The 18,287-nt window shown below is 67.2% G+C and carries 17 protein-coding genes; 14 read left to right on the plus strand and 3 right to left on the minus strand.

Annotated elements, in window-relative coordinates; all coding sequences use genetic code 11:
* Positions 1-164 precede the first annotated feature (164 nt).
* Positions 165-848: a RadC family protein gene (radC, locus tag ASE13_RS03165; RefSeq protein WP_056611320.1), complete on the minus strand. Its 684-nt coding sequence runs from the start codon at positions 846-848 to the stop codon at positions 165-167.
* Between the two features lie 167 nt (positions 849-1,015).
* Here radC and ASE13_RS03170 point away from each other — a divergent pair, with 167 nt between their 5' ends.
* The 7 genes from ASE13_RS03170 (at position 1,016) to ASE13_RS03200 (ending at position 6,137) form a co-directional block, all read left to right on the plus strand.
* Positions 1,016-1,333, plus strand: a complete 318-nt coding sequence (locus tag ASE13_RS03170) for an AtpZ/AtpI family protein (RefSeq protein ID WP_056611323.1) — start codon at positions 1,016-1,018, stop codon at positions 1,331-1,333.
* Positions 1,334-1,372: 39 nt separating this feature from the next.
* Entirely contained in the window at positions 1,373-2,155 is a 783-nt protein-coding gene (locus ASE13_RS03175) for a F0F1 ATP synthase subunit A (protein ID WP_056611326.1), read from the plus strand.
* 53 nt (positions 2,156-2,208) lie between these two features.
* Complete coding sequence (locus tag ASE13_RS03180) at positions 2,209-2,436, plus strand: F0F1 ATP synthase subunit C (protein WP_029936520.1); 228 nt, start codon at positions 2,209-2,211, stop codon at positions 2,434-2,436.
* A gap of 122 nt (positions 2,437-2,558) precedes the next feature.
* Positions 2,559-3,050, plus strand: coding sequence for an ATPase (locus ASE13_RS03185; protein ID WP_056611330.1), 492 nt, complete (start codon positions 2,559-2,561; stop codon positions 3,048-3,050).
* Positions 3,043-3,690 carry a hypothetical protein gene (locus tag ASE13_RS03190; RefSeq protein WP_056611333.1) on the plus strand — a complete coding sequence of 216 codons (648 nt, stop codon included), beginning with the start codon at positions 3,043-3,045 and terminating at the stop codon, positions 3,688-3,690. The genes ASE13_RS03185 and ASE13_RS03190 overlap by 8 nt, the downstream gene beginning before the upstream one ends.
* 166 nt (positions 3,691-3,856) lie before the next feature.
* Entirely contained in the window at positions 3,857-4,096 is a 240-nt protein-coding gene (locus tag ASE13_RS03195) for a hypothetical protein (protein WP_056611336.1), read from the plus strand.
* 163 nt (positions 4,097-4,259) lie between these two features.
* On the plus strand, positions 4,260-6,137 hold the full coding sequence (locus tag ASE13_RS03200; RefSeq protein ID WP_082596337.1) for an ATP-binding protein: 1,878 nt from the start codon (positions 4,260-4,262) through the stop codon (positions 6,135-6,137).
* Positions 6,138-6,149: 12 nt separating this feature from the next.
* Here ASE13_RS03200 and ASE13_RS03205 read toward each other — a convergent pair whose 3' ends face one another.
* Positions 6,150-6,896 carry a class I SAM-dependent methyltransferase gene (locus ASE13_RS03205; protein WP_056611339.1) on the minus strand — a complete coding sequence of 249 codons (747 nt, stop codon included), beginning with the start codon at positions 6,894-6,896 and terminating at the stop codon, positions 6,150-6,152.
* Positions 6,897-6,991: 95 nt separating this feature from the next.
* Between ASE13_RS03205 and uvrC the strand changes: the two genes are divergently transcribed.
* The 7 genes from uvrC to ASE13_RS03240 all read left to right on the plus strand — a co-directional run bounded on the left by uvrC (position 6,992) and on the right by ASE13_RS03240 (position 16,970).
* Positions 6,992-8,914, plus strand: coding sequence for an excinuclease ABC subunit UvrC (gene uvrC, locus ASE13_RS03210; RefSeq protein ID WP_056611342.1), 1,923 nt, complete (start codon positions 6,992-6,994; stop codon positions 8,912-8,914).
* Positions 8,915-9,015: 101 nt separating this feature from the next.
* Positions 9,016-11,817: a DUF3857 domain-containing protein gene (locus ASE13_RS03215; RefSeq protein ID WP_056611345.1), complete on the plus strand. Its 2,802-nt coding sequence runs from the start codon at positions 9,016-9,018 to the stop codon at positions 11,815-11,817.
* A 43-nt stretch (positions 11,818-11,860) separates the two neighbouring features.
* Positions 11,861-12,817 carry a hypothetical protein gene (locus ASE13_RS03220; RefSeq protein WP_056611348.1) on the plus strand — a complete coding sequence of 319 codons (957 nt, stop codon included), beginning with the start codon at positions 11,861-11,863 and terminating at the stop codon, positions 12,815-12,817.
* 5 nt (positions 12,818-12,822) lie between these two features.
* On the plus strand, positions 12,823-13,755 hold the full coding sequence (locus ASE13_RS03225; protein WP_082596579.1) for a GNAT family N-acetyltransferase: 933 nt from the start codon (positions 12,823-12,825) through the stop codon (positions 13,753-13,755).
* 147 nt (positions 13,756-13,902) lie between these two features.
* Complete coding sequence (gene recO / locus ASE13_RS03230) at positions 13,903-14,634, plus strand: DNA repair protein RecO (protein WP_156404716.1); 732 nt, start codon at positions 13,903-13,905, stop codon at positions 14,632-14,634.
* A 183-nt stretch (positions 14,635-14,817) separates the two neighbouring features.
* Positions 14,818-15,870, plus strand: a complete 1,053-nt coding sequence (leuB, locus tag ASE13_RS03235) for a 3-isopropylmalate dehydrogenase (protein ID WP_056611357.1) — start codon at positions 14,818-14,820, stop codon at positions 15,868-15,870.
* Positions 15,870-16,970, plus strand: coding sequence for a glycosyltransferase (locus ASE13_RS03240; protein ID WP_056614627.1), 1,101 nt, complete (start codon positions 15,870-15,872; stop codon positions 16,968-16,970). Before leuB ends, ASE13_RS03240 begins: the two co-directional genes overlap by 1 nt.
* On the opposite strand, the gene ASE13_RS03245 is transcribed toward ASE13_RS03240, so the two are convergent.
* On the minus strand, positions 16,967-18,232 hold the full coding sequence (locus ASE13_RS03245; RefSeq protein WP_056611361.1) for a phospholipid carrier-dependent glycosyltransferase: 1,266 nt from the start codon (positions 18,230-18,232) through the stop codon (positions 16,967-16,969). The genes ASE13_RS03240 and ASE13_RS03245 overlap by 4 nt on opposite strands.
* Positions 18,233-18,287: the final 55 nt, after the last annotated feature.

Consider the following 18,287-nt stretch of genomic DNA (forward strand, 5'->3'; position numbering starts at 1 on the left):
TTTTCGCGTGGGCTCGCAAGGGCCGTCCCTCAGCCGTCACCCCCGCGAAAGCGGGGGCCCATCTCCCGCCCTATCCCCCATCGTTCGGGCGCATTTTGCTGCACGCCCGGGAGATGGGTCCCCGCTTTCGCGGGGATGACGGGGTTGTGGCAGTAAGCCCCGCGTCAGATCAGCCCCTGCGCGCGCAGGCTGACATGGCCTTCCGCGCCCATGATGATGTGATCGTGCACTGCGATGCCGAGACGCTTGCCGGCTTCGGCGACTTGCCGGGTGATGTCGATGTCGGCGCGGCTGGGCGAGGGATCGCCCGAGGGATGGTTGTGGACGAGGATGATCGCCGCCGAGCCGAGATCGATCGCGCGGCGGATCACTTCGCGGACATAGACCGGCGCCTCGTCGATCGAGCCTTCGTTCATCAATTCGTCGCGAATCAGCATGTTGCGCGCATTGAGATGGAGCACGCGGACCCGCTCGATCGCGTGGTGCGCCATGTCGGCGCGCAGATAGTCGAGCAGGGCCTGCCAATTGGCGAGGATCGGGCGCTCAGCCACTTCCGCGCGCAGCAGCCGCAGCGCCGCGGCGTGCGCGGCCTTGAGCGCGGCGACGCTGGTCTCGCCCATGCCGGGCACGCGCGCGAGCGCTTCGGCATCGGCGGTTAGCAGCCCGCCGATGCCGCCGAATTCGGTGAGCAAGGCCTTGGCGAGCGGTTTGGTGTCGCGGCGGGGAATGGCGAGGGCGAGCAGATATTCGATCAGCTCGTGATCGAGCAATGCATCGGGCCCGCCTTCGAACAGCCGCCGGCGCAGGCGTGCGCGATGGCCATTATTGTCGGGAGCATCGACGGGCATGGCGCCGGTGTTCCTTAAAAGCCCCTCCCTTTCAAGGGAGAGGCTTGGAGGGCGGGTTCGCAATAGTTGACTCAGCCGCCCCCCCATCCTAATCGGCCCCTGCCTTGGCGGGCTCGCCGCTCGGCACATGCGTCTGGCCTGCCGGAAACGGCTTACAGGAGAGGCAATTGGCCGAGAACGAGCCCGGACTGGACCCCTTGCCCGAGGATGCCCGCCTTAACTCGCTCGACGAGCGACTGAAGCGAGCCAAATCGGAAGAGGCGATCAGGACCGGCGCCGTGGATACCAAGGGCGATGCCAGCTATCGCCTCGGGAACCGCGTGCTGGCCGAACTGATCGGTTCCATGATCGGAGGAGCAGTGATCGGCGGTACGCTCGATTGGCTGCTGGGAACCTCCCCGTGGCTCCTGCTCGTGCTCCTGTTCCTCGGAATAGGCAGTGCTTTCAGGAACATCATCAGGATTTCGAACCAGCGCTCGAAGTAGCTCTTCGGGCGCTTTGGCTAATGAAGCGGATCAACAAGCGTGGCGGCTGAATCAGGCAAGATCGACCCGATGCACCAGTTCGAGGTGCAGACGATCTGGGACGGCTTCAACATTGCCGGGCACCAGATCGCCTTCACGAACTCGGCGCTGTGGATGTGCGTCGCGGCTTTCGTCCTCTGGGCATTCATGCTCGGGGGCATGAAGCGCGCGGTCGTGCCCGGCCGCTGGCAGATGCTGGTCGAGAACTTCACCGGCTTCATCGATTCGATGCTCGCGGCGAACATCGGCAAGGAAGGCCGCAAATACCTCCCTTACGTGTTCTCGCTGTTCATGTTCATCCTGTTCGCCAACGTGCTCGGGCTGCTGCCTTTGGGCCTGGTGGGCATCCACCCGTTCACCTTCACCAGCCACTTCACCGTCACCGGCGTGCTGGCGATCATGAGCTTCTCGATCGTGCTGATCGTCGGCTTCTGGAAGCACGGGTTTCACTTCTTCAAGCTGTTCGTGCCGCACGGCACCCCGCTCTGGCTGATCTGGCTGATCCCCGCGATCGAGTTCGTCTCGTTCATGGTGCGCCCGTTCTCGCTGGGCCTGCGACTGTTCGTCGCGATGATCGCCGGGCACATCCTTCTGAAGGTGCTCGCGGGCTTCGTGATCAACGCCGGTAACGCGGGCCTCATCCCCGGCCTCGGCGTCGGCATCCCCAGCTTCGCTTTGATGGTCGGCATCTCGGCGCTCGAGATCCTCGTCGCCGGCATCCAGGCCTATGTCTTTGCACTGCTCACGTCGCTGTACATCAACGACGCCGAGCATCTGCACTGAGTTTTTTCCGTAAACCGTACCAACCAACAAGTTCGAAGCAGGAGTTTAGAAAAATGGATCCAGCAGCAGCCAAGCTCATCGGTGCAGGTCTCGCGGCGATCGGCGCCGGCATGGCCGCCATCGGTGTGGGCAACGTGTTCGGCAGCTTCCTCGAGGGCGCGCTGCGCAACCCGGGCGCGGCCGACGGTCAGCAGGGCCGCCTGTTCATCGGCTTCGCGGCCGCCGAACTGCTCGGTCTGCTCGCGTTCGTCGTCGCGATGATCCTGATCTTCGTCGCGTAAATAGATCCACCCCGTTCGGGCTGAGCTTGTCGAAGCCCGGGCGCCCCACAGGCGAGAAGCTTGTGGACAGGCGCCCTTCGACAGGCTCAGGGCGAACGGGGAAGGACTGATACGGAAACCCAATGCCTCAGATCTCCCAGCTCGCCGAGACCTTCGCGTCCCAGATCTTCTGGCTGCTCGTGACGTTCGGCTTCGTCTTCTTCGTCGTGGGCAAGATCATGCTGCCCAAGGTGCTGTCGACGGTCGACGCGCGCGACCAGTCGGTCGCCGGCGACCTCGCCGCCGCCGAGGCTGCGCGTGCCGCTGCCGACGATGCGGAAGAGAAGTGGCGGGCTGAAGAGAATGCGGCGCGCGAATCCGCGCAGAAGCGCATCGCCGAGGCACGCGCGCAGGGCACTGCGGCCGCCGAGAAAAGGCTCGCCGCGGCGCATGCCGAAACCGATGCCCGCATCGCGGCGGCCGAGGCACAGATCGCCGAAGCCAGCGCCGCAGCGGGCGCCGAGATCGAAGCAGTGGCAGCCGATGCGGCACGCGACATCGTCGCGCGCTTCTCTGGCGCCAAGGTAACGGCCGCGGAGGCCAAGAAGGCAGTGAAGGCGGCGCTCAATGGCTGAGGCAGCACATCCGGCGGTGTCGGACACCGTTTCCGAGAACCTGACCGAAGCGAAGCACGGCGAAGGCATGCCGGTGCGCGACACCGGCGAGCATGCGATCACCGCGGCCGAGGGCGGCGTCGGGCCGACCGGCGCGCATCACCCCGATCCGTCAATCTTCGGGCTCGACGCGACCGTCTGGGTGTCGATCGCGATGGCGGCGTTCCTCCTGATCCTGATCTGGAAGAAGGTCCCGGGCCTGGTCACCCGCGGGCTCGACAACCAGATCGCGGCGATCCGCAACCGGCTCGACGAGGCGAAGCAGCTTCGCGCCGAGGCCGAGGCGCTGCGCGACGAATATGCGAAGAAGATCGCCGGCGCCGAAGCGCAGGCCCAGGCGATGCTCGCCCATGCCGACGAGGAAGCCAAGGGCGTCCTCGCCAAGGCCGAGGCCGACGCCGCCGAGCTGACCGCCCGCCGCGCCAAGATGGCCGAGGACAAGATCGCCGCCGCCGAGCGCGCCGCGATCCAGACCGTCCGCACCAAGGCCGCCGAAGCGGCGACCCGCGCCGCCGCGGCGATCATCGCCGACAAGCACGATGCCGGCGCCGACAAGGCACTGGTCGACAAGACCATATCGGGGCTCGGCCGGCTCAACTGAGCGTTCCGGCGCGCCGCGCCCGGAGCCACTCCTCCAGATCCCCCGCCATGTCGGCCGCGCAGTCGAGCGCGCGCTGACTGCGCGGGCGTCCTGCTGTTCAACCCAGAAACATCCGGGGGGGCATCGCGGGACTGGCAGGCGGCGGCTGCCGTGCTAGGCTTGCGGCATGACATCGAAGCGACGGGGCAGGCTCCATGCCCCAAGGGATCCGAACCGCGGCGCGCTGCGCTGGCTGGGCATCGGCGGCGGCATCGCGCTGGCATTGGCGGCGATTGCCACGATGCTCGCTTGGCAGCGTGCGTCGCACGATCGCTACGCCGCCGAGGACGTCAAGGCGCGCGTCGCCGCCGAGATGAATCGGATTGAAGCCGAGGCCAACCGGATAGAGCGCGAGGCCGGTCAGTGAGCCGTCCGGCGGCATAGAACTAGTCGCTCATGTAACAATATCTCTGGTGCGACGCTTACGTAATTTGCGAATTGCTATTGGTAGTTAATCTTACGGAGGCGAATAGTCTAATAGGGCTGCGAATTCGTTTGCTCTTCTATGTTTGTTGCGCAAAGCAGAGAAAATGGCCGGTAAGCGCTTCGATGTGGGTCGCATTGTCCTTCTTTCGGGGCTGATGCTGATCTGTGCGGCCGCGATCGGTACCTTCTATCTGTTCCGCGCCGAGCGACGCGCCGGCGCCGAGATAATACATGGACTCCAGATACAGGAAGAACTCAGCGGGGTGCTCACGCGCGCGCAGGAGGCCTTGCTGGCGGAGCGCGGCTATATTCTCTCCGCAGATTCGCGCTTCAGGATCCGATTCGATGCGGCACGGGCCAAGCTCCATGCGGAATTGGCCGCGCTCAAAACGCAGATGGCGGACGATGCAAGGCAGCGTCAGGCCGCCGAGCGGCTGGATCGCTGCTGGCGCGGGCGACTGGCGGATGCCGACGCGCGGCTGGCGCTGGTGCAATCCGGACGGACCGACGAGGCAAGAGAGTCGGCGCGCGCGGTGCTGGATCGGCCGGTCGCCGCGCGGTGCCGGACGATCATCGCGCAGATGAAGGCCGAGAAGGCTCGTTTGCTGAACGACCGGATCGCCGCGGCGGATCGGCAGGCCAAGATATTCTCCGGCTGGCTGTTGCTGTGCGCGGTCGGCGCGATCGTGCTCGGCGTGTCGTTCACGCGATTCTCGCTGGCGAAGGCGCGACACGCTTCGGCCGGCCGCGACGAACTCGCCGCGGCGAATTCGCGGCTGCACGCCGAGGCCGCGAGCCGCGAAGTGGCCGAGACCCAGCTCCGCCAGCTCCAGAAGATGGAATCGATCGGCCAACTCGCCGGAGGTATCGCGCACGACTTCAACAACATGCTGGCGATCGTGATCGGTTCGCTCGACCTGGCCCGGCGGCGGATCGAGCAGGACGCCAAGCGCGCGACCCAGCATCTAGATACGGCGATGGCGGGTGCCCAGCGCGCCGCGCAGCTGACTTCGCAATTGCTCGCTTTCGGCCGCCGCCAGCCGCTCGCGCCGACCGCGCTCGACGCCAGCCAGCTGATCCGCCGGCTATCGGAATTGCTGCGCCGAACGATCGGCGGCAAGGTCGACTTCCAGGTCGATCCGGCGATCGGGCTGTGGGCGATCTTCGCCGATGTCGGCCAGCTCGAGAGCGCGCTGGTCAATCTGTGCGTCAATGCGCGCGACGCCATGCCCGAGGGCGGCAAGCTCGGCATCAGCACGGCCAATGTTCGCCTCGACCGCGATTATGCCGCGACGCATCCCGATGTGGCGCCCGGCGACTATGTGCGCATCACGGTGCAGGACAGCGGGAAGGGCATGCCGCCCGAGGTCCGCGAGCGCGCCTTCGAGCCGTTCTTCACCACCAAGGCGTTGGGCAAGGGCACCGGACTCGGGCTGAGCCAGGTCTATGGATTCGTCAAGCAATCGGGCGGGCACGTCACGATCGAATCCCACGCCGGACTGGGGACGACGGTGCATCTGTTCCTGCCGCGCTATGCCGGAAAAGCGAGCGAGAACGACCGCTGGCAGGCCGGCCCCGAGACGCGGCTGCCCTGCGCCCGGGACAATGAGATCGTGCTGGTGGTCGACGACGACGAAAAGGTGCGGGAGCTCGCCGTCGATGCGCTGCGCGAGCTCGGCTATATCGTGCTGCAAGCCCCGAGCGGCGATGCGGCGCTGGCATTGCTCGAGGGCCAGCCGCGCGTCGACTTGCTGCTCACCGACGTGCTGATGCCGGGGATGGGCGGATCGCGGCTTGCCGAACGCGTCGCGGAGGTGCGCCCCGAGATCAGGCTGCTGTACATGAGCGGCTATCCCAGCGACGGCATCGTCAGGGACGGGATGCTCGGCGAGGGACTGGCGCTGCTCACCAAGCCCTTCACCGTGGCACAACTCGCCATGCGTGTCCGGCAAGCGCTGGACGGCACGGCGGTCGCCGCTTAGCCCTGCGCCGTCTCAGCCAGGCTTGCGGAAGCGGTAGACGAACTGATCGGTCTTGCCGCGGATCGAGGGGTCGAACACGCTGGCCGTGTGCGGATCGGCCGGGCTCGCGAGCAGCGGCAGGCTGCCGTCGAACTTGAACCCTGCGCTCTCGATCTCGGCGCGCGCTGCGGCGGGATCGATGCGGTGGAGCTTGTCGGGCACCGCGAAGCCGGGATCGGCGGCGGCGACATGGTCGACGACCAGCAATACGCCACCGGGCTTGAGAGTGTCGTAGAGGCGCTTCGCCATCGAGGCGGCGAAGCCCGGGGGCGACATCTTGAGGTGCAGATCGTGCCAGTTCTGCACGGTGACGATCGCATCGAGCGGCTCGGCGAACTTCACGGTGCCAAGCGAATCGCTGAGCGGCGTGACATTGGCATAGCCCGCGACCGCGGCCTTCTGCTCGTCGGCATAGGATGCCTTGAACTTGATGAACTCGGCGGGCTGATAGGCATAGACATGCCCCTTGTCGCCGACCGTCTTGGCGAGGATGCGCGTGAAATAACCGCCGCCCATGATGAAGTCGGCGACCTTGTCGCCGGGCTTCACGCCGGCAAAGGCGAGGAGTTCGCCCGGGTGACGCGCGGCGTCGCGTTCCTTGTCCGTGGCAGGGCGACCGGGATCGGCGAGCGCGGTCTGGATCGGTGCGGGGACGGTCTGGGCGCCGGCGGCGAGCGGTGCGGCGAGCGCGAGCAGGGCAGTGGTCACGAGCAGTTTCACGGCGACTCTCCCATGGTGTTTGAGCGCAGTATGACACGTTGGTGTGACGGTTCAAGTTGCCGCGAGTTGCGCGCGCGCCTAAATCCCGATCGCGCATGTCCGACCCCAATTCTCCCAATCGCTTCAATGAGGAAAAGGCCACCTATGCCGTTCGCGGCGAGGGGGCTCCGGATCTCGATGCCGGCGTGGCGGCGATCCGCAATGTACTGAAGACGCTGCCGGTGAGGCCCGGCGTGTACCGCATGCACGATGCCCGCGGCGATGTGCTGTACGTCGGCAAGGCGCGCGCGCTCAAGAACCGGGTGAACAACTATACGCAGGTCCAGCGGCTTTCGAAGCGGCTGCAGCGGATGGTGGCACAGACGCGGTCGATGACGATCGTCACCACCAACAACGAAGCCGAGGCGCTGCTGCTCGAGGCGCAGCTGATCAAGCGCTATCGCCCGCCGTACAACGTGCTGCTGCGTGACGATAAGTCGTTTCCCTTCATTCTGCTGCGGCAGGATCATGCCTTCGCCCGCGTCCAGCTCCATCGCGGCGCGCGGCGCTACAAGGGCGATTATTTCGGGCCGTTCGCGGGAGCGGGGCAGGTGCGGAAAACGCTCAACGCATTGCAGAAACTGTTCCTGCTGCGGAGCTGCACCGATGGCTTCTTCGCCACCCGGGACCGCCCGTGCCTGCTCTATCAGATCCGGCGCTGCTCGGCGCCGTGCGTGGGGCGGATCGACGAGGCGGGCTATGCCGAGCTGGTGAGCGACGCGCGCGACTTCCTGCAGGGCAAGTCGACCAAGGTGCAGGCCAAGCTCGGCGAGCAGATGCAGGCCGCGGCGGAGAATCTCGATTTCGAGCTGGCGGCGATCCTGCGCGACCGGCTGAAGGCGCTCACCTTCATCCAGGGCAGCCAGGCGATCAACGCCGAGGGTGTGGGCGACGCCGACATCTTTGCGCTGGCGTGCAAGCAGGGGGTGATGGGGATCCAGGCCTTCTTCATCCGCGGCGGGCAGAATTGGGGGCATCGCAGCTTCTTCCCCGCCCACACCAACGACGTGCCCGAGGACGAAGTGCTCAGCCAGTTCCTGATGCAATTCTACGAGGAAGTGCCGCCGCCCAAGACGATCTTCGTCGACCGCAATCTGGAGGAGGCGAAGCTGCTGAGCGAAGCGCTGGCGGAGCGCGCGGGGCACAAGGTGGCGCTGGGCGTGCCGCAGCGCGGGCCGCGCCGCCGGCTGCTCGAACAGGCGCAGCGCAACGCCGTCGAGGCGCTCGACCGACGGATGGCGGAGAGCACCACACAGGCGCGATTGCTCGCCGAGATCGCCGATATCTTCGAACTGCCCGAGCCGCCCGATCGGATCGAGATCTACGACAACAGCCATATCCAGGGCACCAGCGCGCTGGGCGCGATGGTCGTCGCGGGACCGGAAGGGTTCCGCAAGGGGCAGTATCGCAAGTTCAACATGAAGCGCGCCGAGACGATCGCCGGCGATGATTACGGAATGATGCGCGAGATGTTCTCGCGCCGCTTCGCCCGCGCGCAGGAAGAGGATCCCGACCGGCAGAGCGAGACCTGGCCGGATCTGGTGCTGATCGACGGCGGGCGCGGGCAATTGAACGCCGTGAAGGGCGTGCTCGAGGATCTGGGGATCGAGGATGTGTGCCTCGTCGGGGTCGCCAAGGGGCCGCATCATGGCCGCGAGGGGCGCGAGGTGTTCCATTTGATGGACGGGCGCGAGCTGACCTTGCCGGTCAATTCGCCGGTCTTGTTCTACCTGCAGCGGCTGCGTGACGAGGCGCACCGCTTCGCGATCGGCGCGCACCGGGCCAAGCGCGCCAAGGCGATCGGCGCGAGCCCGCTCGATGAAGTCCCCGGCATCGGCCCGGCGCGCAAGAAGGCGCTGCTGATGCATTTCGGCACCGCACGCGCGGTGCGCGGCGCGAGTCTCGAGGATTTGCGCAAGGCCCCCGGTGTGTCGGCAGCGGTCGCGCAGCAGCTCTACGATTATTTCCATTCGCGCTGAACGTGACGGTGCACCGAAACTGCACGGAAATCGCGCCTGATCGCCTATTGAGCCAATGGGGGAAACCGCTAGGTTCGAGGCAGTTGAACGGGGGCTTTTGAATGTTGGGGCGGATGACGGTTGCGGTGGTGCTGGTATGCGCCCCCGCTGTGGCGTGGGCGGGCGACAAGCCGCTATATCAGGCAGCGCCTGGCTGGGTGATCGCCGCGCCGGCGCCCGACGCGGCGAAGCTGACCGACGCCGATCCGGCGCTGGTGATCATGGACCAGCAGCAGCGCGTCGGCGACGGGCAGGTCTGGGAATATACCGACCAGGCAACGCGCGTCGTCTCGACCCAGACCATGCGCGATCTCGGCACCGTGACCCTGCCCTGGCAGCCCGACGCCGGCGACCTGATCGTCCACCGCGCGGAGATCATCCGCGGCGGCGAGCATATCGACCTGATCGCCGCGGGCCAGCGCTTCCAGGTGCTCCGCCGCGAGGAACAGCTCGAGCAATGGCAGCTCAACGGTACGCTGACCGCGACGATGACGGTCGAGGGGCTGCGCGTCGGCGACGTGCTGCGGCTGAGCTATTCGGTGACGAGCAAGGACAAGGCGCTGCAGGGCAACGTGCAGACCGCGATCCCGCTGATCGCCGCGCCGGGCCGCGCCAAGTTCGCCCGCGCGCGGCTCTCCTGGCCGGTAGGGACCGAACTCAAATGGCGCGGCTATGCCGACGGGCTGGCGCCCAAGGTCGTCGAGCGCGGCGGCTTCAACGAGATCGAGATTGCCCTTCCGCTGGCCAAGCCAGCCGAGCTGCCCGACGATGCGCCTGCGCGCTATCGCAAGCTTTCGATCCTCGAGGCGACGAGCTTCGCCGACTGGAGCGCGGTGTCGAAGGTGATGGCGCCGCTCTACAAGACCGACGGGCTGATTGCCGCGGGAAGTCCGCTCGCCGCCGAAGTCGCGAAGATCGCGGCCCAGTCGCGCGATCCGCGCACGCGCGCCGCGCTGGCGCTACGGCTGGTGCAGGACGAGATCCGCTATCTCTTCAAGGGCATGGACGGCGGCAATTACACGCCGCAAAAGCCGGCCGACACCTGGTCGCTGCGTTATGGCGACTGCAAGGCCAAGACGCTGCTGCTGCTCGCGATCCTGCACGGGCTGGGGATCCAGGCCGAGCCGGTGGTGGCGAGCATGAGCCTGGGCGATCATGTCGCGCAGCGGCTGCCCAGCGCCGCCGCGTTCGACCATGTCATCGTCCGCGCGGCGATCGGCGGCAGGAGCCTGTGGCTGGACGGCACCGGGGGCGGCAGTCGGCTGGCCGATCTCGACGATACCCCGCCGTTCCGCAATGTCCTGCCGCTCCGCAGCGAAGGGGCCGGGCTGATGCCGATCGCGATGCAGCCACCGGCGCGGCCGATGGGCGAAGTCGATATCGAACTCGATCAGAGCGCGGGCCTCAGCCTGCCGACGCCCTTCTCGTTCCGGCTCACCGTGCACGGCGCGATGGCGGAGATGTACCATGCCGGCGCTGCACAGGCCGACAAGGAGCAGCTTTCGTCGATGGCGCAGATGATGGTCGGCGGCCTGCTGGGCGATGCGCTGATCGGCGAGCGCGCAGTGACCTATGATGCCGAGACGGCGAGCGCGACGATCAGCGCGAAGGGCATCCTGTCGACGCCGTGGCAGAAGATCGACGGGCGGATGCGCACGACGCTCGACAAGATGTTGCCCAAGATGAGCTTCACGCCCGATCGCGCGCGCACCGCATGGAAGGACATTCCGGTCGCGACGTCGCCCATGCCGATGGCGTCGGTTTACCGGATTCGCGTCCACTTGCCCAGGAAGGGGGTGGGGTTCGAACTCGAAGGAGATCGCACGCTGCCGATGAAGCTTGCTGGCGCGACTGTCGACCGCAAGGCGACGCTGGCGGACGGCTGGGCGACGCTGGAGGACCGCATGTCGATCGATGGCGCGGAGATCGCGCCGGCCGATCTCGGCGCGGCGCGCGCGCAGGTGGCGCTCGCGCAGAGCCGGTTGCTGACGGTGGCCGCGCCGGCCGATTATCCGGCACGCTGGAAAGTGGTTACGGAGGCAAAGCGTACCGGCGCCTTCGCCCCGATCATGGCGGCCTATGCCAAAGCGATCGCCGATGCGCCCGAAAAGGCGCACGGCTATATCAACCGTGCGTCCTTTCTGGACGGCGTGTGGGACTGGAAGGGCACGATCGCCGATCTCGACAAGGCGATCGCGATCGAACCCTCGACCGGGCTCTATTTCTGGCGGGCGCGCATGCGGATGATGCTGCGCGACGACAAGGGCGCACTGGCCGACACCGAAGCGGGGCTGGCGCTCGATCCCGGCTCGACGGAGGGGCTGGGCCAGCGCGCGACGCTGAAGTTCCGCGCAGGCCAGCGCGACGAAGCGCTCGCCGCACTCGCGGCGCGGATCGAAGCCGGCGGATCGGAGAAACTCGGTTTCGTCGCGCAGCAGGGATCGCTGCTCGCCGAAGCCGGCCGCGCCGACGAGGCGATCGCGGTGCTCGACACCGCGATCAAGGTCAATCCGGGTAACGCCAATCTGCTCAACGAGCGCTGCTGGTTGAAGGGCACGTTGAACATCGCGCTCGATACTGCGCTCAAGGATTGCACCAAGGGCATCGAGCTCACCGAGAATCCGGCTTCGATCTACGACAGCCGTGCCATGGTCTACTTCCGGATGGGCCGGATGGAAGACGCGCTCGCCGATCTCGACGCTGCCCTCGATTTGTCGCCGGGGCAGGGGGCTAGCCTCTATCTGCGCGGCGTGGTCCGCAAACATCTGGGCGATGCCAAAGGTGGCGCTGACGATCTCGACGCGGCGCGGATGATGTCGGCCCGAATCGACGAGGATTATGCGCGCTACGGGATCAAGCCGTAAGCGGGTTGGGAGTTTCTTCACTCGCGCGCGCTACGGAGGCACCATGCCGACCCGTGTGTTCCTGACTGTCGATACCGAGCTGATGTGGCGCCACCACGTCGCCGGGCTGGATGCTGCGACGATCGTCCAGCGCTCGCTCGAACCGGCGGAGGTGGGAGTGGGCTGGCAGCTCGGGCAGCTGGCCGAACACGACCTCAAGGCCTGCTTCTTCGTCGATCCGATGCCGGCGCTCGTTTATGGGCTCGAGCCGATCAAGCGGGTGGTGGGCTCGATCCTGGAGGCGGGGCAGGAGGTGCAGCTGCACCTTCATCCCAACTGGACCGGCGCGCATGCCGGTGATCGCGGCGCCACTTACGGGCCGTTCGAGCTGATCGACTATAGCCTCGCCGAGCAAGTCGAGCTTATTTCGGGCGCGGCGGACATGCTCGCGGCGGCGGGCGCGCCCGATCCGATCGCCTTCCGATCCGGCTCCTATTCGGCGAGCGACGATACGCTGGCGGCGTTGGCGCGGCTCGATTTCAGCTATGATTCGAGCCACAACGGCTCCGAGCATCCGTGGCCGAGCGCGATCGGGCTCGAACCGCGCCAGATCGCCCCGGTCCTGCATCGCGGCGTGATCGAAGTGCCGGTGACCTTGATCGAGGACCAGAAGGGGCATCTCCGCCATTTCCAGATCTGCGCGCTGTCGGCCGCCGAGATGAAGGCCGCGCTCGACCATGCGGTGCGCGAGGATCATGCCGCAGTGACCGTGGTGAGCCATGGCTTTGAACTCGCCAACCGCGCCGGCACGCGGGCGAATGCCGTGCACGTGCGGCGCTTCGAGGCGCTCTGCCGGATGCTCGCGGAACGGCGCGGCGCGCTGGAGACCACGCATTTCGCCGATCGGCCGAAGATGGCGCTGGGGCGGGCCGACAGGCCGCTCGCGCCGAGCGTGCTGCGGACGCGGCTGCGCCAGGCCGAGCAGCTTTGGTCGAATTGGGTCGAGGAGCGCGCGGCGTGAACGCGATGCAGGACGTGCGCGCCGAGGCGCAGCCGGTGCGGCTCAAGTTCGAGATCGGCGCGCGGACATTGCTGAGCGTGCGGCGATCGCTGGTTCGGGTGCCGCTCACGCTGGCGGAGGCGCGGAGCGGGCCGGCCCCGGTGCTCCCGTCGCTCGATCGCGCTGCCGATGGGTATATTGTGACTTCGCTGCCCGAAGACCAGATGGCGGCGCTCGCCGCCGGGGCCGGCGGCATGCTGCCGTTCGTCCGCCAGCGTTACACGCGCTATTATCTCGATTTCGCCGGGACCTATGACGGCTGGTTCGCCGGCCTGTCGTCCAACGCACGACAGGGATTGCGGCGCAAGGCGAAGAAGATCGCTGCGGCGTCGGGCGGCACGCTCGATGTGCGGCGCTTCCGCACGGCGGAGGAACTGGCGGCCTTCCATCCCGTGGCGCGGGCGATCTCGGCGACGACCTATCAGGAGCGGCTGCTGGGATCGGGGCTTCCCGAAGGGGCGGATTTTCTGCGCTCGATGGCGGCGCTTGCCGCGGCCGATCAGGTGCGCGCGTGGCTGCTCAACATTGCGGGCGAGCCGGCGGCGTATCTCTATTGTCCGATCCACGGCGATACGGTGATCTATGCCTATGTCGGGCACGATCCGAAGTTCAACGACTGGTCGCCGGGCGCCGTGCTCCAGCTCGAGGCGATGCAGGATCTGTTCGGCGAGGCGCGCTTCGCGGCGTTCGATTTCACCGAAGGCGAGGGACAGCACAAGCGCCAGTTCGCGACCGGCGGCGTGGAATGCGTCGACCTGCTGCTGCTGCGGCCGACTCTGGCGAACCGGGCGGTGATGTCGGCGCTGGGGGGATTCAATTCCAGCGTGGCTGGGGCCAAGCGGCTGGTGCAGGGCGCTGGGCTTGGAGGATTCGCGAAGAGGTTGCGGCGGGGCGGTTAGATCCTCCCCGGCACGGGGAGGGGGACCGCCGCCGAAGGCGGTGGTGGAGGGGGTTCTCCCCAGCGGAATCCCTCGCGGCGCTCCCCCTCCACCATGCTTCGCATGGTCCCCCTCCCCGTTCCGGGGAGGATCTAGTAGGGCATTCCCATGCACCTGCGCGCCGAAGCCATTCTCCTCAGCGTCCGCACGCATGGCGAGCATGGCGCGGTGGTGCGTGCGTTGACCGAAAGCGACGGGCTGCAGCCGGGCTATGTCCGCGGGGGCCGCTCGCGCGCGCTGCGCCCGGTGCTCCAGCCCTCCAACCTCGTGCTCGGCGAATGGCGGTCGCGGACCGATGAGCAGCTGGCCGGCCTCACCGTCGAGCTGATCCACAGCCGCGCGCCCTTGTTCGGCGAGCCGCTGCCCGCCGCGGCGCTGCAATGGGCGACCGCGCTGACCGCCTCCGTGCTTCCCGACGCGCAGCCTTATCCGCGGCTCTATTCGGCGCTCGACGGCGTGCTCGCGGCGATCGAGGCGGCGCCGGCGGCGCGCGGCTGGGCCGTGGCGCTGGTGCGCTACGAGCTGCTGCTGCTCGCCGAGCTCGGCTTCGGACTCGATCTCGACCATTGTGCGGCGACCGGGCGCAACGACGATCTCGCTTTCGTCAGTCCGAAGAGCGGCGTGGCGGTCAGCCGGGTGGGCGCCGAAGGCTATGAGGCGAAACTGCTGCGGCTGCCGCCTTTCCTCACTGCCGGCGGCGCGGCGGAGTGGGACGACATCGTCGATGGGCTGCGGCTCACCGGCCATTTCCTCCAGCGCGATCTGCTGATCGGCAAGGGCGCCGAAATCGGCACGGCGCGCGCGCGATTGGTCGACCGGCTGATGCGGGCGGTTGCCTAACGCGGCAGGGGTCGGCAAAGCGGCATCGAACTCCCCTCCCTGCAAGGGAGGGGCCGGGGGTGGGTGCGAGCGTCAGCGAGCCCTGCACAGGACAGGCGAGCGACAGCCGGGGCATCGAGCCCCGCCTGCCGCTACCCACCCCCAGCCCCTCCCTAGGAGGGAGGGGTGCAGGAAGGAAATTAGATGCCGCTGATTGCTGTTCTGCCCGGTGACGGGATCGGGCCCGAAGTCACTAGCCAGGCGCGCCGCGTGCTCGAAGCGCTCGATCTGGGGCTGCAGTTCGAGGAGGCCCCGGTCGGCGGCGCGGCATATCTCGTGGCGGGGCGGCCGCTTCCGCCCGATACGCTGGCGCTGGCCAAGCGCGCCAACGCGATCCTCTTCGGGGCGATCGGCGATCCGCGCTTCGAGGGGCTGGAACGCCGCCTTCGCCCCGAGGCGGCGCTGCTCGGAATCCGGCGCGAGCTGGGGCTGTTCGCCAATCTTCGCCCCGCGACGCTATTCCCGGGTCTGGAGGACGCGTCGCCGCTCAAGCCCGAAATAGTCGCCAATCTCGACATCGTCATTGTCCGCGAGTTGACCGGCGACGTCTATTTCGGCGAGAAGGGCCGGCGCACTAATGTCGAGGGGCTGCGTCAGGGCTTCGACGTGATGAGCTATAACGAGGCCGAAGTGGAGCGCATCGCCCGGGTCGGCTTCGAGATGGCGAAGCGGCGCAAGCGCAAGCTGTGCTCGGTCGACAAGGCCAATGTGCTCGAGACCTCGCAGCTGTGGCGCGACGTGGTCAACGAGATGAGCACGGACTATCCCGAAATCGAACTGACCCACATGTATGTCGATAATGCCGCGATGCAGCTGGTCCGGCGCCCCACCGATTTCGACGTGATCGTCACCGGAAACCTGTTCGGCGACATCCTCTCCGATCAGGCGAGCATGTGCGCGGGCTCGATCGGGATGCTGCCCTCGGCGTCGTTGCGGGCGTGGAGCGGCGACAACGGCATGTACGAGCCGATCCACGGCAGCGCGCCCGACATCGCCGGGCAGGGCAAGGCCAATCCGTGCGCGGCGATCCTCTCGGCGGCGATGCTGCTGCGGCACAGCCTGAGCGACGAGGCTTCGGCACAGCGCATCGAGAAGGCAGTGGGTGCGGCGCTGGCAAAGGGCGCGCGGACCGCGGATCTGGGCGGCAGCCTGAGCACGAGCGAGATGGGCGACGCCGTGCTGCGCGAACTCGCGTGATCCCCGACCTGCTCGAGCTTGCAATCGTCATCCCGACGTTCAACGAGCGGGCGAACGTGCCCGTTTTGATCGCGAAGCTCGACCAGGCCCTCGCAGGCCGCAACTGGGAGGCAATCTTCGTCGACGACGACAGCCCCGACGGCACCGCCGCGGCGGCGCGAGAGCTGGCCCGGCTCGACAAGCGCGTGCGGGTGATCCAGCGGATCGGCCGGCGCGGGCTCTCCTCGGCGTGCATCGAGGGGATGTGCGCGACTGCCGCCCCGTTCGTCGCGGTGATCGACGGCGACTTGCAGCATGACGAGACGATCCTGCCGGCGATGCTCGATGCGCTGGAGGGGGACGACAGCCTCGAAGTGGTGGTCGGATCGCGCTTCGTCGCGGGCGGCGGCACCGGCGAATGGGATCGCGACCGCGTTGCCAAATCGGCGTTCGCGACGCGGCTTTCACGGCAAGTGCTCAAGGCCGATCTCAGCGATCCGATGAGCGGCTTCTTCATGATCCGCACGCAGATCGTCCGCGATCTGGTGCCGACCCTGTCGGGGATCGGCTTCAAGATCCTGCTCGACATCATGACCGCGGCGCCGCGCCCGCTCAAGTTCCGCGAACTGCCCTACACCTTCCGCATCCGCACCGAAGGCGAGAGCAAGCTCGATCACGTCGTCGCGATGGAATATCTGATCGCGCTCTACGACCGGATGTTCGGCAAGGTCGTGCCGGTGCGCTTCGCGATGTTCTCGGCGATCGGGGCGCTGGGGGCGGCGGTGCATTTCGTCGTGCTCGGATTGCTGTTCCGCGGGCTCGACTGGCCGTTCGTCACGGGTACGATCGTCGCCACGATCGTCGCGATGACCTTCAATTTCTTCCTCAACAACACGCTCACCTACCGCGAGCAACGGCTGAAGGGCGCCAGGGAGCTGATCGGCGGCTGGGTGAGCTTCTGCCTCGTCTGCGCGGTGGGTGCGGCGGCGAATGTCGGGGTCTCGGCGTTCCTGCACAACGTCCAGCACGGCGACTGGCGGGTGTCGGCGCTGGCCGGGATCGCAGTGGCGGCGGTGTGGAATTTCGCGCTGTCGTCGCGTTTCACCTGGGGCCGCTATTAGGGCCAGGTCGGCAACCACATCCATTTGCGGAACCCCTGGGGGTCCGGCAGCGCCGAGGCGGCGAGGATCGGGTAGAAATAGACGAAGGCGACCAAAGCCGCGAAGACGAACCATTCCTCGCGGCCCTTGCCCCGGCCGCGGTCGAAATGGTGGAATGCCACTGCCAGCACCAGGCACAGGAAGATGCCCGAGAGGTGGTAGTAATAATAAAAGCCGATCGATTTCGGGATCACGAGATAGATGCCGAGGCTGGCGATCCAGAGCAAGGCCACGCCGAGCGGCCTGACCGCCTTTTCGCGGAACCCCGCCCAGAGGCAGGCCAGCACGGCGAGCAATCCGCCCCACATGATCACCGGATTGCCGATCAACAGCACGCCGCGCTGGGCGCCCTGATCCCATTCGTAGAAATACCAGATCGGGCGGATCATCAGCGGCCAGCTCCACCAGTCGGACTGGTAGGTGTGCTTCGCCAGCACCTGCGTCTGGAGCGCGTACATCTCCTGCTGGAGCGGGATCAGGCCGGCGAGCGTGAGCGGATCGCGTTCGTAGAAGAAGGCGGGGAGGAACGTCAGGAAATAAGTGACGACGCTCACCACGCCGAGGATCAGCAGCCCGAAGACGAGCCCGAGGCCGGGCCAATGGGGCGGTCTCCCGGTGCGCGCATCGCGGAGGCGGATGACGAGGAAGGCGAGGCCGGCGAGCGCGACATAGGGGATCGCAGCCCATTTGGTGCCGACCGCGAGCCCGAACAGCACCCCCGCGCCGATCCAGCGGCGGCGGACCTGCGCGGAGCTGCCCTTCATCGCCCAGAGCATCACCACCATCGCCCAGAGCAGGAACACGCCGAGGAAGATATCGAGCATCGCGGTACGGGCCTGGACGTACACGCTCTGGTTCAATGCGGTGAGGACCGCGCCGACCAGGGCGGCGCGCATCGAGCCGAGGAGCAGCCAGAGGAATGCGAAGGCGCCGAGTACCGTCGCGGTGCCCGCGAGCGTCGTGAAGGCGCGCCAGCCGACCGGATTATCACCGAACAGCACGATTCCCGCGCCGATCAGTTCCTTTCCGACCAACGGATGCTCGATGTTGCGCGGGCCTTCGAGAGCGAGCAGCGCCTGCGCGGCGGGGACGTAATGCACCTCGTCGAACATGATCCGGCTCGGCCGGTCGAGATGGACCGCGAAGAGCGTTTGCGCGGCGAGCCCCAGCAGCAGGGCGACGAGGTACGGACGGGTCTGGAGAGCCTTGAGGCGAGCGCGCATGCGCGGGGGATAAACGATCAATTCGTCCCCGTCATGCCGGACTTGGTTGACGCGG

Source organism: Sphingomonas sp. Root241, assembly GCF_001428865.1.
GTDB lineage: Bacteria > Pseudomonadota > Alphaproteobacteria > Sphingomonadales > Sphingomonadaceae > Sphingomonas.

Bases quoted from the DNA above. Each gene is read 5' to 3' on its own strand.
- radC (WP_056611320.1), bottom strand. From the start codon at position 848: ATGCCCGTCGATGCTCCCGACAATAATGGCCATCGCGCACGCCTGCGC.
- ASE13_RS03180 (WP_029936520.1), top strand. From the start codon at position 2,209: ATGGATCCAGCAGCAGCCAAGCTCATCGGTGCAGGTCTCGCGGCGATC.
- ASE13_RS03185 (WP_056611330.1), top strand. From the start codon at position 2,559: ATGCCTCAGATCTCCCAGCTCGCCGAGACCTTCGCGTCCCAGATCTTC.
- ASE13_RS03190 (WP_056611333.1), top strand. From the start codon at position 3,043: ATGGCTGAGGCAGCACATCCGGCGGTGTCGGACACCGTTTCCGAGAAC.
- ASE13_RS03195 (WP_056611336.1), top strand. From the start codon at position 3,857: ATGACATCGAAGCGACGGGGCAGGCTCCATGCCCCAAGGGATCCGAAC.
- ASE13_RS03200 (WP_082596337.1), top strand. From the start codon at position 4,260: ATGGCCGGTAAGCGCTTCGATGTGGGTCGCATTGTCCTTCTTTCGGGG.
- uvrC (WP_056611342.1), top strand. From the start codon at position 6,992: ATGTCCGACCCCAATTCTCCCAATCGCTTCAATGAGGAAAAGGCCACC.
- ASE13_RS03215 (WP_056611345.1), top strand. From the start codon at position 9,016: ATGTTGGGGCGGATGACGGTTGCGGTGGTGCTGGTATGCGCCCCCGCT.
- ASE13_RS03220 (WP_056611348.1), top strand. From the start codon at position 11,861: ATGCCGACCCGTGTGTTCCTGACTGTCGATACCGAGCTGATGTGGCGC.
- ASE13_RS03225 (WP_082596579.1), top strand. From the start codon at position 12,823: ATGCAGGACGTGCGCGCCGAGGCGCAGCCGGTGCGGCTCAAGTTCGAG.
- recO (WP_156404716.1), top strand. From the start codon at position 13,903: ATGCACCTGCGCGCCGAAGCCATTCTCCTCAGCGTCCGCACGCATGGC.
- leuB (WP_056611357.1), top strand. From the start codon at position 14,818: ATGCCGCTGATTGCTGTTCTGCCCGGTGACGGGATCGGGCCCGAAGTC.
- ASE13_RS03245 (WP_056611361.1), bottom strand. From the start codon at position 18,232: ATGCGCGCTCGCCTCAAGGCTCTCCAGACCCGTCCGTACCTCGTCGCC.